The following is a 14,548-nucleotide window of genomic DNA, read 5'->3' on the forward strand; positions in this document are numbered from 1 at the left end:
CGCCGAAACGCTAACGAGGGCGACCGCCCTGTACGAGAACCCGGTAAGCGCGGCAGCGCCAACTGGGGCGATCGCGATGCATGGGGTCCAGGTAAGCGCTCAAGCGCCCACTCGGACCGACAGGAGACACGATGACGATTTCGAACGAGGAAAGCGGCGCGGCGCCAGGCACTCGCGCGGCAGGCGCATTGCCGCCCGAGCCCGTGACGCTGCGCGCGGCCGACGGCTACCTGTTGCGCGGCCATGTCTGGCGCCATCGCGGCGGCGGCGTGCGGCCCGTGACGGTCGTCAATTGCGCGACGTCGGTGCGCTGCGACTACTACTTTCGTTTCGCGGCCTGGCTGTTCGCGCAGGGGCGCGACGTGCTCGTCTACGACTATCGCGGCATCGGCGGGTCGCGCCCGGCGCAGCTCGCGAAGCTGCGCGCGACCTGGCTCGACTGGGGGCGGCTCGATTGCGAGGCCGCGCTGCATTACGCGCGCGACGCGTTTGCGGGCCAGCCGCTCGATGTGGTCGCGCACAGCATCGGCGGCTGCGTGCTCGGCCTCGCGGCATCGAACGTGCACGTGCGGCATGTGGTGACCGTCGGCGCGCAGTATGCGTACTGGCGCGATTACCTGCCCGCCGAGCGGCGCCGCATGTGGTGGAAGTGGCATGTCGCGATGCCCGCGCTCGCGGCCGTGTTCGGCTACGTGCCCGCGAAGCGGCTCGGCTGGATGGAGGACACGCCGCGCGGGGTCGCGCTGTCGTGGGCGCGTTCGCGGCCGCGCTTCGAGGATGGTTACATCGGCAGCGTGCTCGACGACGGCGCAGCGAGTCGCGCCGCGTTACCGGCGCGCTTCGCGGGGCTGTCGGCGCCGATGCTCGCGATCGGCCTCGACGACGACGCGTTCGGCACGGTCGACGCGATCGAGCGGCTGGTCGGCTATTACACGGGCAGCAACGTCACGCATCTGCGGATCGCGCCGGCCGACGTCGGCGTCGAGGCGATCGGCCATTTCGCGTTTTTCCACAGCCGCTTCACCGACACGCTGTGGCCCGTCGCGTCGTACTGGCTGCAACACGGCGTGCTGCCGGCCGATGCGCCGGGCGCCGTGCATGCGCTGCACCCGGCGTCGCGCGGACGGCTGACGGGGAGCGGCGCGCAGGGCAGGGCCGCGAACGGATGACGCGGCGTATACGACGAACGCAACGCGCTGTCCCCGTTTGCTTTTCGATCCGGCGGCAGCGGCCGCAGGTCGGCGCGATCGATTAACATCGGGCGTTTCGTTTAACGGCACAGCTGTCTGCCGCGCACCGATGCCCATTCCGTCCGATTCCGCTTCTCCCGTTGCAACGCCGCGCGCGTGGCGCGTGCATGCGCTCGACGTGCCGCCCGCCGCGACGCGCGCCGGCGTGCGGATCGCGCGCGTCGATTTCGACTGGCGCGTGCCGCTCGCGTCGCCCGCGTATGCGGCGCTGAGCGACGGCGAGCGCGCACGCGCCGCGCGCTTCCTGCGGCACGAGGATGCGGTGCGCAGTGCGGCGACGCGCGCCGCGTTGCGCGACGTGCTCGGCGCGGCGCTCGGCATCGCCGCGCACGCGGTCGAGATCGTCGTCGACGCATCGGGGCGGCCGTCGCTGGACCCCATGCATCGCGCGGCGCTCGATTTCAACGTGTCGCACGCAGGCGATCATGCGCTGATCGCGTGGGCGCCGGCGGGCCGCGTCGGCGTCGATATCGAGGGCTGCAACCGCGCGGCCGACTGGCGCGCGCTGACGCGCGAAGTGTGCGCCCCCGCGGAGGTCGCGTATCTCGACGGCCTGCCGCCCGGCGCGCGCGAGCGCGAATTCATGCGCGTGTGGTCCGCGAAGGAGGCGCTGCTCAAGGCGCTCGGCACCGGCCTCGTCGGCGGGCTGCGCGCGTTCGCGGTCGTGCCGCCGCGCGACGCCACGACGCCTGCGACGACGATCGTCGAGCCGGCCGCGCCCGCCGCCGGCGTCGCGGCGTTCGACGCGGCGTGGCTCGACGCGGCGCCCGGCTACGCGGCGTGCGTCGCGTGGACGCGCGCGTAAGCCGGTGCCGACGCGCGGCGCTTACTCGAGCGGCGCGTCGTTCGGCGCCGCATAGCGCGCCTTGATCGCGTCGCTCATCGGGAAGTCGAACGCCAGCCCCTTCGGCGGCACCGGCTTCATGAACCATTTGTCGTACAGCGCGTTGATCTCGCCGCTTTTCATCAACTGCACGAGCACGCCGTCGACGAGCGCCTTGAACTGCGGATCGTCCTTGCGCAGCATGAACCCGTAGGCTTCCGACGATTGCGGCGTGCCGACGATCTGCCAGTCGGCCGGCTTCGCGGCGAGCTGGCGCACGCCCGCGAGCAGCACGTCGTCCATCATGTACGCGGCCGCGCGGCCCGATTCGAGCGTGAGGCGTCCTTCGCCGTAGTCCTTTGCGCTGATGATCTGCATGTTCATCTTCTTTTCCTCGTTCATCTTGCGCAGCAGGCGTTCGGACGTCGTGCCCTGGTTCGTCACGACCGTCTTGCCGGCGAGATCGGGGAAGTCGCGGATGCCCGAGTTCGTGCGCGTGAGCAGGCGCGTCGTCGCGACGAAGAAAGTGGTCGAGAACGCGACCTGCGCATGGCGCGCGGCGAGATTGGTCGTCACGCCGCATTCGAGATCGACGGTGCCGTTCTGCACGAGCGGAATGCGGTTCTGCGACGTGACCGGAATGAAGCGCACCTGCAGGTCGGGCTTGCCGGTGCGCGCCTTCACCGCGGCGATCACGCGGTCGCACAGGTCCTGCGAGAAGCCGACGACCTTGCCGCCCGCATCGACATACGAGAACGGCACCGACGTTTCGCGATGGCCGATCGAAATCAGGTTGGCCTGCCGGACTTTCTCGAGCGTGCCGGACGACGGCTCGGCGGCGAAGGGCGCGCCGCACGCGAGCGCGCACGCGGCGACGAGCAGGGAGCGGCCGACGCGGGCGGCGAATCGTGACGGGAATGGCATGGCGGTCTCCGGAGCGAATGGTGATTCGTATGTTTCCAAAGACAAAATAATTGCAACATATGTTAATGCCCGGTCCTGGCGGGCCAGTCCGGCGGGGCTGCGGGGCATCAGGGAAACTCCCGAGTCGAAATCGGCGAAAAACCGGTTGTCTAGACAAGTTGACGTGGCTACACTTCAATCCATTCCGAACTTGTCTAGACAGGATTGCTCACATGATTACGTTGACCCCCGGCCACCTGACCCTCCCGCAACTGCGCCGGATCGCTCGCGAATCCGTGCAACTGAAGCTCGACCCGGCGAGCTTCGCGAAGATCGACGCGGGCGCGAAGGCCGTCGCCGACATCGCGGCGAAGGGCGAGCCGGCCTACGGCATCAACACGGGCTTCGGCCGCCTGGCGAGCACCCACATCCCGCACGACCAGCTCGAACTGCTGCAGAAGAACCTGGTGCTGTCGCATGCGGTGGGCGTCGGCGAGCCGATGGCGCGCTCGTCGGTGCGCCTGCTGATGGCGCTGAAGCTGTCGAGCCTCGGCCGCGGCCACTCGGGCATCCGCCGTGAAGTGATGGATGCGCTGATCACGCTGTTCAACGCCGACGTGCTGCCGCTGATTCCGGTGAAGGGCTCGGTCGGCGCATCGGGCGACCTCGCGCCGCTCGCGCACATGTCGGCCGTGCTGCTCGGCGTCGGCGAAGTGTTCATCCGCGGCGAGCGGGCGAGCGCGCTCGACGGCTTGCGCGTCGCGGGCCTCGCGCCGCTGACGCTGCAGGCGAAGGAAGGCCTGGCGCTCCTGAACGGCACGCAGGCGTCGACGGCGCTCGCGCTCGACAACATGTTCGCGATCGAGGACCTGTACCGCACCGCGCTCGTCGCGGGCGCGCTGTCGGTCGACGCGGCAGCCGGCTCGGTGAAGCCGTTCGACGCGCGCATCCACGAACTGCGCGGCCATCAAGGCCAGATCGACGCGGCCGCGTCGTACCGCGAGCTGCTCGAAGGCTCGCCGATCAACCAGTCGCACCGCGACTGCGACAAGGTGCAGGATCCGTACAGCCTGCGCTGCCAGCCGCAGGTGATGGGCGCGTGCCTGGACCAGATGCGCCATGCGGCCGACGTGCTGCTGGTCGAAGCGAACGCCGTGTCGGACAACCCGCTGATCTTCCCGGATACCGGCGAAGTGCTGTCGGGCGGCAACTTCCACGCCGAGCCCGTCGCGTTCGCGGCCGACAACCTCGCGCTCGCCGCGGCGGAAATCGGCGCGCTGGCCGAGCGCCGCATCGCGCTGCTGATCGATGCGACGCTGTCGGGCCTGCCCCCGTTCCTCGTGAAGGACGGCGGCGTGAACTCCGGCTTCATGATCGCGCACGTGACGGCGGCCGCCCTCGCGTCGGAAAACAAGACGCTCGCGCACCCGGCGTCGGTCGACTCGCTGCCGACTTCCGCGAACCAGGAAGACCACGTGTCGATGGCGACGTTCGCCGCGCGCAAGCTCGCCGACATCGCGGACAACACGAAGCACATCCTCGCAATCGAACTGCTGGCCGCTGCCCAGGGCGTCGACTTGCGCGCGCCGTACCACACGAGCCCGAAGCTCGCGCCGGTGATGGAGACGATCCGCGCCCAGGTCGCGCACTACGAACTCGACCACTACTTCGCGCCGGACATCGCGGTGATCGCGAAGCTCGTCGGCGAGCGCGCGTTCGCGAAGGTCGCACCGTTCTCGTTCGCATCGGAACAGTAAGCCGATGAGCGCGCCGGTCTACCAGGAGATCAAGGACTTCATCCTGGCCCGCATCCACGCCGGCGAGTGGGAGGAGGGCGACCAGGTGCCGTCCGAGAACGAACTGGCGCGCGAGTTCAAGGTGGCGCGCATGACCGTCAACCGCGCGCTGCGCGAGTTGACGGCCGAGCAGGTGCTCACGCGGATGAAGGGCGCGGGCACCTACGTCGCGCGGCCGAAGTACGAGTCGACGCTGGTGGCGATCCGCAGCATCTCCGAGGAAGTCGGCGCGCGCGGGCATGCGTATCGCGCGAGCGTGCTCGGGCTCGACACGATCCGCGCCGACGAGGCGCTCGCCGACGAGATGCAGGTGGCCGTGCGCACGAAGCTGTTTCATTCGCAGGTGCTGCACTTCGAGAACGGCGAGCCGGTGCAGCTCGAAGAACGATGGGTGAATCCGGCGGTCGCGCCGGATTACGCCGCGCAGGATTTCACGAACACGACGCCGAACCTGTACCTGATGCGCGCGGCGCCGCTGCAGCGCGTCGAGTACCGGATCGAAGCGGCGGCCCCGGCGCCGGAGCGGCGCGAGCAGCTGCGGATGGACGACGTCGAGCCGTGTCTGGTTTTACATCGGCGCACCTGGTCGCAGGGCGTCGTCGCCTCGGTGGCGAATCTGTGGCATCCCGGCAGCCGTTATCGCTTCACCGGGCATTTCTGATTCCTTGTTGATATTCATTTTCCTTCGGGAGCAGTCGTCATGAACCATCCGAAACACATCGATCCCCGCCTCGATCCGACGCGCACGATCCGCGCGCCGCGCGGCAGCGAGAAAACCTGCAAGACCTGGCTGGCCGAAGCGGCCTACCGGATGATCCAGAACAACCTCGATCCGGAAGTCGCCGAGCACCCGCACGCGCTCGTCGTGTACGGCGGCATCGGCCGCGCGGCGCGCAACTGGGAATGCTACGACCAGATCCTCGCGTCGCTGAAGGACCTCGAGGAGAACGAAACGCTGCTGATCCAGTCGGGCAAGCCGGTCGGCGTGTTCCGCACGCACAAGGATGCGCCGCGCGTGCTGCTCGCGAACTCGAACCTGGTGCCGCACTGGGCGAACTGGGACCACTTCCACGAGCTCGATCGCAAGGGCCTGATGATGTACGGCCAGATGACGGCCGGCAGCTGGATCTACATCGGCAGCCAGGGCATCGTGCAGGGCACCTACGAAACGTTCTTCTCGGTCGCGAACCAGCACTTCAACGGCGATCCGTCGGGCCGCTGGATCCTGACGGGCGGCCTGGGCGGGATGGGCGGCGCGCAACCGCTCGCCGCGACGATGGCCGGCTTCTCGATGATCGCGGTCGAGTGCGACGAGACGCGTATCGACTTCCGCCTGAAGACGCGCTACGTCGACAAGAAGGCGACGACGCTCGACGAAGCGCTCGGCATGATCGACGAAGCGAAGCGCACCGGCAAGCCGGTGTCGGTCGGCCTGCTCGGCAACGCAGCCGACGTGTTCGCGGAACTCGTCACGCGCGGCATCACGCCGGACTGCGTGACCGACCAGACGAGCGCGCACGACCCGATCAACGGCTACCTGCCGCAAGGCTGGACCGTCGCGCAATGGCGCGAAGCGCAGAAGGTCGATCCGCAGAGTATCGTGAAGGTCGCGAAGCAGTCGATGGCCGTCCAGGTCCGCGCGATGCTGGCGCTGCAGGAACGCGGCGCGGCGACGCTCGACTACGGCAACAACATCCGCCAGATGGCGCTGGAAATGGGCGTCGAGAACGCGTTCGACTTCCCGGGCTTCGTGCCGGCGTACATCCGCCCGCTGTTCTGCGAAGGCAAGGGCCCGTTCCGCTGGGTCGCGCTGTCGGGCGATCCGGAAGACATCTACAAGACCGACCAGAAGGTGAAGGAGCTGATCCCCGACGATCCGCACCTGCACAACTGGCTCGACATGGCGCGCGAGCGCATCGCGTTCCAGGGCCTGCCGGCACGGATCTGCTGGGTTGGCGTGAAGGATCGCTATCGCCTCGGCCAGGCGTTCAACGAGATGGTGAAGAACGGCGAACTGAAGGCCCCGATCGTGATCGGCCGCGACCACCTCGACACCGGTTCGGTCGCGAGCCCGAACCGCGAGACGGAATCGATGAAGGACGGTTCGGACGCCGTCAGCGACTGGCCGCTGCTCAACGCGCTGCTGAACACGGCAGGCGGCGCGTCGTGGGTGTCGCTGCACCATGGCGGCGGCGTCGGCATGGGCTTCTCGCAGCACTCGGGCGTCGTGATCGTCGCCGACGGGACCGCCGACGCGCACGAGCGTCTCGGTCGCGTGCTGCTGAACGACCCGGCGACGGGCGTGATGCGCCATGCGGATGCCGGCTACGAACTCGCGCAGCAGACGGCTCGCGAAGCCGGCCTGAAGCTGCCGATGCTCGGCCGCTGAGCATGACGGCGCTCGACCATGCGCCGCTGCACGCAACGCTGGCCGCCGCGCTGATCCGCGCGGCGGATCTCGTTGCGTCGCCGTGGAAGAACGGCGGCGGCGTGACGCGCGAGATCGGCGCGTTCCCGCCGGGTGCTGCGCTCGACGCGTTCGCATGGCGCGTGAGCGTCGCGGACGTCGGCACGGCCGGGCCGTTCTCGCGTTTCGACGGCGTCGACCGCACGCTCGTGCTGCTGTCCGGCGCGGGCATGACGCTCGCCGAAGCGGGCGGCACGCGGCACGTGCTCGACGCACCGCTCGCCCGCGCGGATTTCGCGGGCGAGACGGCGATCGACGCGACGCTGCACGACGGCGCGACGCGCGACTTCAACCTGATGACGCGCCGTTCGGCCGCGCGCGGGTCGGTCGACGTGTGGCCCGAGGGCATGCACCGCATCGAGCGCGCCGATACCGTCCTGCTGTTCTGCGCGACGGGTGCGGTCGGCGTCGAGATCGACGGCGCGCACCACGCACTGCAGGAAATGGACACGTTGCGGCTCGACGGGCCGCGGCGTGCGTTTGACGTCGTCGTGAGCGGAAGCGGCGCGCTGCTCGCCGTCTCGCTCACCGTCGGCGAACGAGACTGAACGCATGAAACCGACTGTCTGGCATCACCTGAGGCTGTGTCCGCATGGCCATCCCGACGAGACGATCGACGACGCGGCGATCGCCGTCGACGAAACCGGCGCGATCGCGTGGCTCGGCGCGTTGTCCGCGCTGCCGCACGGCTATGCGCATTGGCGGCGCGAGGACTTGCACGGCGCGTGGGTGACGCCGGGCCTCGTCGACTGCCATACGCACCTCGTGTATGGCGGCACGCGTGCGGACGAGTTCGCGCAGCGCCTCGCCGGCGTCAGCTACGAGGAAATCGCCCGGCAGGGCGGCGGAATCGTATCGACGGTGCGCGCGACGCGCGCGGCCGACGAGACGACGCTGTTCGTGCAGGCCGCCGCGCGCCTGCAGCCGCTGCTCGCCGAAGGCGTGACCGCGATCGAGATCAAGTCGGGCTACGGGCTCGACCTCGCGAGCGAGCGCAAGATGCTGCGCGTCGCGCGCCAGCTCGGCGAGCGCTTCCCGGTCACGGTCTACACGACCTTTCTCGGCGCGCATGCGCTGCCGCCCGAATATGCGGGGCGCGCGGACGCGTACATCGACGAAGTATGCGACCGGATGCTGCCGACGCTGGCCGACGAAGGGCTCGTCGACGCGGTCGACGTGTTCTGCGAGCGCATCGGTTTTTCGCTCGCGCAGACCGAGCGCGTGTTCGACACCGCGACCCGGCGCGGGCTGCCGGTGAAGCTGCATGCGGAGCAACTGTCGAATGCGGGCGGGACGGCGCTCGCCGCGCGTTACCGCGCGCTGTCCGCCGACCACCTCGAATTTCTCGACGAAGCCGGTGTCGAGGCGATGAAGGCGGCCGGCACGGTCGCCGTGCTGCTGCCCGGCGCGTACTACTTCATCCGCGAAACGCAACTGCCGCCGCTCGAGCTGCTGCGCAAGCACGGCGTGCCGATCGCACTGGCGACCGACCACAACCCCGGCACGTCGCCGCTCGAATCGCTGCTGCTGACGCTGAACATGGGCTGCACGCTGTTCCGCATGACGGTGCCCGAGGTGCTGCAGGGCGTCACGCGCCACGCGGCCGCGGCGCTGGGCCGCGCGGATCGCCACGGCGCGCTCGAGGTCGGTCGTCAGGCCGATTTCGCCGTCTGGTCGGTCGGTTCGCTGGCCGAGCTCGCGTACTGGATCGGCCGGCCGCTGTGCGAGCAGGTCGTACGCGGCGGCACGACCGTGTTTCGCCGGATGAACGGATAAGTTTCGCGACGGCTCGGGCCGGGTCGTGACGGCCCGGTCCGGCCGACGTTTTGCATGGGACCGGACCCGGCGCACCACGGCGCCCTCCGGTCGATCGCCGCGAGGCGGGCGCTGGGCGCGACGCGCGCGCCTGCCGGCTGCGGCACCGGGCCGGACGAGACGCTGACGCGCTCGAGCCGGTCGATGAGGACTCGCCATGACCGATACCCTGTTGTTCGCGGACCATGCCTACCTGCCCGATGGCTGGCGCCGCAACGTGCTGTTGTGCTGGGACGCAACCGGCACGCTGACCGACGTGACGCCCGACGCCGACGCGCCGGCAGGTGTCGCGCGCGCAGCCGGGCCGGTGCTGCCCGGCATGCCGAACCTGCATTCGCACGCGTTCCAGCGCGCGATGGCCGGGCTCACCGAATACCGCGCGAATCCCGCCGACAGCTTCTGGAGCTGGCGCGACCTGATGTACCGCTTCGCACTGAAGATCACGCCCGACGCGCTCGCGGCGATTGCGCGCTGGCTGTATGTCGAGATGCTCAAGTGCGGCTACACGTCGGTGTGCGAATTCCACTACGTGCATCATGCGCAGGACGGCTCGCGCTATCCGCGGATCGCGGAACTCGGCACGCGCGTGGTCGATGCGGCGCGCGCGGCCGGCATCGGCATCACGATGCTGCCCGTGTCGTACCAGTTCGCCGGCTTCGGCAACAAGCCGCCGCGCGACGACCAGCGCCGCTTCATCAACACGCCCGACGGCGTGCTCGAACTGCTCGACGCGATGCGTCGCGCGGCGCCCGAACACGGCGGGCTGCGCTACGGCGTCGCGCCGCATTCGCTGCGCGCGGTGTCCGAGAACGGGCTGCGCGTGCTGCTCGAAGGGCTGCCCGACGATGCGCCGGTGCATATCCACATCGCCGAGCAGACGGCCGAAGTCGACGACTGCGTCCGCGCCTACGGCGCACGCCCCGTACAATGGCTGCTCGATCGCTTCGACGTCGATGCGCGCTGGTGCCTCGTGCACGCGACGCACGTCGACGCGGCCGAGACGGCGGCGCTCGCGAAGCGTCGCGCGGTCGCGGGCCTGTGCCTGACGACCGAAGCGAACCTCGGCGACGGCGTGTTCCCGGCGGTCGACTATCTCGCGCAGGGCGGCGTAATCGGCGTCGGCTCGGACAGCCACGCGTCGGTCGAGTGGCGCTCGGAGCTGCGCCTGCTCGAATACGGGCAGCGGCTCGTGCACCGCGCGCGCAACGTGCTGGCGAGCGAGTCGCAGGCGCACGTCGCCGATCGCCTGTTCGATGCGTCGCTCGCGGGCGGCGCGCAGGCGAGCGGGCGACGCGTCGGTGCGCTGCGCGCAGGCTGTCGCGCCGACTGGCTCGTGCTCGATCCCGATCATCCGGCGATCGCCGAGCACGACAGCGCGGCATGGCTGTCGGGCGTCGTGTTCGCCGAGCACGGCGAGACGCCGGTGCTCGACGTCTACACGGGCGGCGAGCGCGTCGTGAGCGGCCGCCGCCATCGCGACGAAGCCGCCGCGTATGCCGACTACCGCGCCGCGCTGGCGCAACTGCTGCGCTGATGCGCGGCAACCGGCGCACGCCGCATGCGTGCGCCGGCAGACTCTTACACGGTGATGCGACATGACTGAACAACCGGCTGTATTCACGCTGAAGCAGGGCACGCTGCCGCTGCTGATCTCGATTCCGCACGCAGGCACGTACATCCCCGACGACATCGCCGCGACGATGACGCCCGATGCGCGTTTCGTCGACGATTGCGACTGGCATCTCGAGCGGCTGTACGGCTTCGCGGCCGATCTCGGCGCATCGATCCTCGTGCCGTCGCATGCGCGTTACGTCGTCGACCTGAACCGTCCGCCCGACAACGAGAACCTGTATCCGGGGCAGGACACGACGGGGCTCGTGCCGGTCGATACGTTCGACAAGGCGCCGCTGTATCCGGCGAACGCGCTGCCCGGCAACGACGAGATCATGCGTCGCCGCGATCGCTACTGGCTGCCGTATCACGACGCGCTGCAACGCGAGATCGCGCGCCTGAAGGGCGAACACGGCCGCGTGCTCGTGTGGGAAGCGCATTCGATCCGCTCGCACGTGCCGCGTTTCTTCGACGGCCGCCTGCCGGACTTCAACTTCGGCACGTCGAGCGGCGCGAGCGCGGCGCCCGGCCTCGCGGAGGCGCTGGCCGCGCGCGTGCTCGCGCACGGCGGCTATACGGCCGTCGCGAACGGGCGCTTCAAGGGCGGCTACATCACGCGTCACTATGGCGTGCCCGATACCGGTGTCGAGGCCGTGCAGCTCGAACTGTCGCAGATCACCTACATGGAAGAGACGCGTCCGTACGCGTACGACGAAGCGCGTGCCGCGCGGATCGTGCCGCTGCTGCAGACGCTCGTCGAAACCGCCCTCGCACATCGTTGAGCACGGGCCGCCTGCATGCGGCGGCGCGGCGCGACAGTGCGTCCCGCCCCGTCGACACGTAGCAGGCAAGCCGGTGCAATGCACAAAACGGCATCGATCCGCGCGGTCGATGCCGGTTTTTTTCGTCTGACCGATGTCGTCATCGGCACCTGAAAATTTGACGCAATTTTTAAGTGATATAAGCTGAATGTCAGGAAGTCGTCACGCGCGTACCGGCGGCGAGGCCATCGACGATGGCCGCACTGCGCCGGAATGCGCGCAAGACATCTTGCTCACGTGCCGCCACGCGGCATTGCGACACGTGTCCTGCCTTCATCAGTCAGTCGAGTACGATCGTGAAAGCCGCCAGCCCTTCGATACGCCGGACGCGAAGTCCGTCGGCGGGCGCGCCGCCTCAGGCCGGGCCGAACCGGCATGCTGATCGCGGCACGCGCGCCGCCCCGTTACGCGAGCCTCGCTTCTTCGCCATTTCCCATCGCGGCCCGCGCCGCTTCAATCTCGTGACCGCGCACGTGTTCAGCGCGGTGCAGTGCGACGGCAGCGCATCGTTGTTGCCCTAGCGTCCCGTTCCGCTTCCGTCCCGGCCCGCACCGCCTGTTGCCGCAGTTTCCGCGCGGTAGGCTCGCGTATGCGCTTGCGAATGCGCCTGCGTTTCGCGATGGCGCGCGCGTGCGGGGCACCCGCGAACCTGCATCGTTGTGCGCGCAAGCGTGTCGCGCGCCATCACCGGAGAGACGCCGATGCGTGCGCGACCGATCGTAGCCGTTACCGCCGACCGCATCCTGCGCGGTGCGCATCCGAACCATGCGGCGGGCGAGAAGTACCTCGCCGCCGTCGTCGACGGCGCCGGCGCGCTGGCGTTCGTGCTGCCCGCGCTCGGCGCGCGGCAGCCGGCCGACGCGATCGTCGCGGCCGTCGACGGGCTGCTGTTGACCGGCAGCTATTCGAACGTCGAGCCGCATCATTACGGCGGCGCCGCGAGCACGTCCGACACGCTGCACGATCCGGCGCGCGATGCGACCGCGTTGCCGCTGATCCGCGCGGCGATCGACGCGGGCGTGCCCGTGCTCGCGATCTGCCGCGGCATGCAGGAGCTGAACGTCGCGTATGGCGGCACGCTGCATCAGCGGCTGCATGCGACGACCGGCTTCGACGACCATCGCGAACGGCCGGACGATCCGCTCGAACGGCAGTACGGTCCCGCGCACGTCGTGCAGTTCGCCCCCGGCGGCCTGCTGCAGCGGATCGCGCGCGGCGCGCACGAGGCGACGGTCAATTCGCTGCACGACCAGGGCATCGCGCGCCTGGGCGCGGGGCTCGCGATCGAGGCGAGCGCGCCCGACGGACTGGTCGAGGCCGTCAGCGTGCGCGGCGCGCGCGCGTTCGCGCTGGGCGTGCAGTGGCATCCCGAGTGGCGCTACGCGGAGCAGTCGCTGTCGCGCGACATCTTCGCGGCATTCGGCGCGGCGTGCCGCGCGCACATGACGCACCGTATTCATGCGGCCGGCGGCGCGACGCCGGCCGCATCCGACATCGACTGAACGAGGCCGATCATGCAAGCCGAACTGAGCGAATTCCTGCGACAGCACCGTATCACCGAAGTCGAGGCGATCATTCCCGACATGGCCGGCATCGCGCGCGGCAAGATCATTCCGCGCAACAAATTCGAATCCGGCGAATCGATGCGCCTGCCGCAGGCCGTGATGGTGCAGACCGTCACCGGCGACTATCCGGAGGACGGCACGCTGACCGGCGTGACCGATCCCGACATGGTGTGCGTGCCCGATCCGTCGACGATCTGCCTGATCCCGTGGGCGGTCGATCCGACCGCGCAGGTGATCCACGATTGCGTGCATTTCGACGGCTCGCCGGTCGAGATCTCGCCGCGCTACGTGCTGCGGCGCGTGCTCGACCTGTACGAGGCGAAGGGCTGGAAGCCCGTGGTCGCGCCCGAGCTGGAGTTCTATCTGGTCGACATGAACGCCGATCCCGACCTGCCGCTGCGTCCGCCGGTCGGTCGTACGGGGCGGGCGGAAACGGGCCGCCAGTCGTATTCGATCGAGGCCGTCAACGAGTTCGATCCGCTGTTCGAGGATATCTACGAGTACTGCGAAATGCAGGGCCTCGATATCGAGACGCTGATTCACGAAGTCGGCGCCGCGCAGATGGAGATCAACTTCATGCACGGCGACGCGCTGTCGCTGGCCGACCAGGTGTTCCTGTTCAAGCGCACGGTGCGCGAGGCCGCGCTGCGTCACAACATGTACGCGACGTTCATGGCCAAGCCGATGGAAAACGAGCCGGGTTCCGCGATGCACATTCATCAGAGCCTGGCGGATCTGCGCAGCGGGCGCAATCTGTTCGCCGACGAAAACGGCGCCGTGTCGCCGCTGTTCCACAGCTATCTGGCGGGGCTGCAGAAGTACACGCCGGCGCTGATGCCGATCTTCGCGCCGTACATCAACTCGTACCGCCGCCTGTCGCGCTTCATGGCCGCGCCGATCAACGTGCAGTGGGGCTACGACAACCGTACGGTCGGGTTCCGGATCCCGCAGTCGACGCCGGTCGCGCGGCGCATCGAGAACCGGATTCCGGGCGTCGACTGCAACCCGTACCTCGCGTTCGCGGCGACGCTCGCCGCCGGCTATCTCGGCATGATGCAGCAGCTCGCGCCGACCGAGCCGATCGCATCGGACGGCTATGACCTGCCGTACCAGCTGCCGCGCAATCTCGAGGAAGGCATTTCGCTGATGGCCGCGTGCGAGCCGCTCGCCGGCATTCTCGGCGACAAGTTCGTGAAGGCCTACCTGGCGTTGAAGGAAACCGAATACGAAGCGTTCTTCCGCGTGATCAGCTCGTGGGAACGCAGGCATCTGCTGCTGCACGTGTGAGCGTGCGGCGCTGTTTGACGGAGAAAACATGACCGATCGAAACGAAGCTTTTTCGCCGCGCTCGACCGCCGATTTTCGCGCGCTCGACGCCGCGCACCACATCCACCCGTTCTCGGACATGGGCACGCTCAATCGCGCGGGCAGCCGCGTGATCGTCAAGGCCGACGGCGTCTACCTGTGGGACTCGGACGGCAACAAGGTGATCGACGG

General features: G+C 69.1%; 12 protein-coding genes and 1 pseudogene. 12 read left to right on the forward strand and 1 reads right to left on the reverse strand.

Annotated features, from left to right (window positions below):
- Positions 1 to 131 precede the first annotated feature (131 nt).
- Both WS96_RS12255 and WS96_RS12260 read left to right on the forward strand, forming a co-directional pair.
- Entirely contained in the window at positions 132 to 1,169 is a 1,038-nt protein-coding gene (locus tag WS96_RS12255) for an alpha/beta hydrolase family protein (protein ID WP_059832818.1), read from the forward strand.
- 130 nt (positions 1,170 to 1,299) lie between these two features.
- On the forward strand, positions 1,300 to 2,055 hold the full coding sequence (locus WS96_RS12260; protein WP_059832821.1) for a 4'-phosphopantetheinyl transferase family protein: 756 nt from the start codon (positions 1,300 to 1,302) through the stop codon (positions 2,053 to 2,055).
- A 21-nt stretch (positions 2,056 to 2,076) separates the two neighbouring features.
- Here WS96_RS12260 and WS96_RS12265 read toward each other — a convergent pair whose 3' ends face one another.
- Entirely contained in the window at positions 2,077 to 2,997 is a 921-nt protein-coding gene (locus WS96_RS12265; RefSeq protein WP_059832824.1) for a glutamate/aspartate ABC transporter substrate-binding protein, read from the reverse strand.
- A 212-nt stretch (positions 2,998 to 3,209) separates the two neighbouring features.
- Between WS96_RS12265 and hutH the strand changes: the two genes are divergently transcribed.
- The 10 genes and pseudogenes from hutH to WS96_RS12315 all read left to right on the forward strand — a co-directional run.
- The gene (hutH, locus tag WS96_RS12270; protein WP_059832827.1) at positions 3,210 to 4,733 is read left to right on the forward strand and encodes a histidine ammonia-lyase; all 1,524 of its coding nucleotides are present in this window, start codon (positions 3,210 to 3,212) and stop codon (positions 4,731 to 4,733) included.
- Between the two features lie 4 nt (positions 4,734 to 4,737).
- Positions 4,738 to 5,433, forward strand: coding sequence for a histidine utilization repressor (hutC, locus tag WS96_RS12275; RefSeq protein ID WP_059832830.1), 696 nt, complete (start codon positions 4,738 to 4,740; stop codon positions 5,431 to 5,433).
- Between the two features lie 39 nt (positions 5,434 to 5,472).
- Positions 5,473 to 7,161: a urocanate hydratase gene (gene hutU, locus WS96_RS12280; RefSeq protein WP_059791395.1), complete on the forward strand. Its 1,689-nt coding sequence runs from the start codon at positions 5,473 to 5,475 to the stop codon at positions 7,159 to 7,161.
- A gap of 2 nt (positions 7,162 to 7,163) precedes the next feature.
- On the forward strand, positions 7,164 to 7,787 hold the full coding sequence (locus WS96_RS12285; protein ID WP_059832833.1) for a HutD/Ves family protein: 624 nt from the start codon (positions 7,164 to 7,166) through the stop codon (positions 7,785 to 7,787).
- A gap of 4 nt (positions 7,788 to 7,791) precedes the next feature.
- Positions 7,792 to 9,015 carry an imidazolonepropionase gene (gene hutI / locus WS96_RS12290; protein ID WP_059832837.1) on the forward strand — a complete coding sequence of 408 codons (1,224 nt, stop codon included), beginning with the start codon at positions 7,792 to 7,794 and terminating at the stop codon, positions 9,013 to 9,015.
- A 196-nt stretch (positions 9,016 to 9,211) separates the two neighbouring features.
- Positions 9,212 to 10,588, forward strand: coding sequence for a formimidoylglutamate deiminase (locus WS96_RS12295; RefSeq protein WP_059832840.1), 1,377 nt, complete (start codon positions 9,212 to 9,214; stop codon positions 10,586 to 10,588).
- Positions 10,589 to 10,649: 61 nt separating this feature from the next.
- Positions 10,650 to 11,447, forward strand: a complete 798-nt coding sequence (hutG, locus tag WS96_RS12300) for an N-formylglutamate deformylase (RefSeq protein ID WP_059782103.1) — start codon at positions 10,650 to 10,652, stop codon at positions 11,445 to 11,447.
- Between the two features lie 740 nt (positions 11,448 to 12,187).
- The gene (locus WS96_RS12305; RefSeq protein ID WP_059832850.1) at positions 12,188 to 12,988 is read left to right on the forward strand and encodes a gamma-glutamyl-gamma-aminobutyrate hydrolase family protein; all 801 of its coding nucleotides are present in this window, start codon (positions 12,188 to 12,190) and stop codon (positions 12,986 to 12,988) included.
- Between the two features lie 12 nt (positions 12,989 to 13,000).
- Positions 13,001 to 14,338 (forward strand): glutamine synthetase family protein, encoded by a 1,338-nt coding sequence (locus WS96_RS12310; protein ID WP_059832842.1) that lies wholly within the window; start codon positions 13,001 to 13,003, stop codon positions 14,336 to 14,338.
- A 28-nt stretch (positions 14,339 to 14,366) separates the two neighbouring features.
- A pseudogene (locus WS96_RS12315) lies at positions 14,367 to 14,548 on the forward strand (aspartate aminotransferase family protein); the annotation flags it as partial.

It is taken from the genome of Burkholderia sp. MSMB1835, assembly GCF_001526365.1.
Taxonomy (GTDB): Bacteria; Pseudomonadota; Gammaproteobacteria; order Burkholderiales; family Burkholderiaceae; genus Burkholderia.